The sequence below is a fragment of the Pseudarthrobacter sp. fls2-241-R2A-127 genome, assembly GCF_030209355.1.
Lineage (GTDB): Bacteria > Actinomycetota > Actinomycetes > Actinomycetales > Micrococcaceae > Arthrobacter.
Genome location: NZ_JARVSF010000018.1, coordinates 1 through 1,087, shown reverse-complemented (window position 1 = coordinate 1,087; position 1,087 = coordinate 1). Strand labels below are relative to the sequence as shown.

General features: G+C 61.3%; 1 protein-coding gene. It reads left to right on the top strand.

The features are described 5' to 3' along the window. Window positions 1-108 precede the first annotated feature (108 nt). Window positions 109-1,086 (top strand): IS481 family transposase, encoded by a 978-nt coding sequence (locus tag QRN53_RS13660; protein ID WP_285244381.1) that lies wholly within the window; start codon window positions 109-111, stop codon window positions 1,084-1,086. Window position 1,087: the final 1 nt, after the last annotated feature.

The window sequence follows — 1,087 nt, the reverse complement described above, 5'->3', positions numbered from 1 at the left end:
GCCTAGGTGTTCTTCCCACGGAGATTGTGAGCGTGGCCTGAAGTAAAAAGGCGAGGGCCTCCGGTATCGATTGGGTTACCACACTCAATTGATGCCACGGAGGCCCTCATGTCTTACGTTACTCATGCCAACGCGATGCTGACACCGGAAGGGCGCCTGAAGCTAGTCAGGCTGGTCCTCGAAGATGGCTGGACGCAGGCCCGCGTCGCGGAGCGGCTCCAGGTCTCCCGGGCCACGGTATCCAAGTGGGTCAGCCGCTTTAGGACGCAGGGGCTGCTCGGCCTGACCGACAGGTCATCCCGGCCAAAGCGTTCGCCACGGCAGACGGCCCGGCGCACGGAACGGCGGATCATCGCGTTGCGTTTCAGTCGTCGCTGGGGAGCCCATCGCATCGGCTATCACCTGGGCCTGCCCCAATCAACGGTGTCGAAGGTCCTGAACCGATACCGCATGCCGCTTCTAGGCCATTTGGACATGAACACTGGACTTCCCGTCCGCCGCCCCGCACCTGTTCGCTACGAACGTGCTCACCCAGGAGAGCTTGTGCATGTCGATGTGAAAAAACTGGGCAAAATCCCCGACGGCGGAGGACACCGGACCTTGGGCACGGCAGGTATCAAAAACAAGAAAAAGCAGGTGCCGATCGGCTATTCCTTCCTGCACTCAGCCATCGATGATCACTCGCGCGTCGTCTACTCAGAGATCCTCACCGACGAGAAGCAAGAGACCGCCGCCGGGTTCTGGACCCGGGCCAACGCGTTCTACGCCTCGGAGGGGATCACCGTGCTGCGCGTAATGACCGACAACGGCTCCTGCTACCGCTCACGCTGCTTTAATGACGCGCTCGGCCAAGCTGCGCACAAATACACGCGCCCCTACAGGCCTCAGACCAACGGCAAGATTGAGCGATTCCACCGCACCCTGGCTGCCGAATGGGCCTACGTCCGCCACTACAGCTCCGACAAGGCAAGGGCCGGCACATACCAGGCGTGGATCCACGACTACAATCACCACAGACCCCACACCGGTATCGGCGGCAAATCACCCATCGACCGCGTTCACAATCTCCGTGGGAAGAACACCTAGG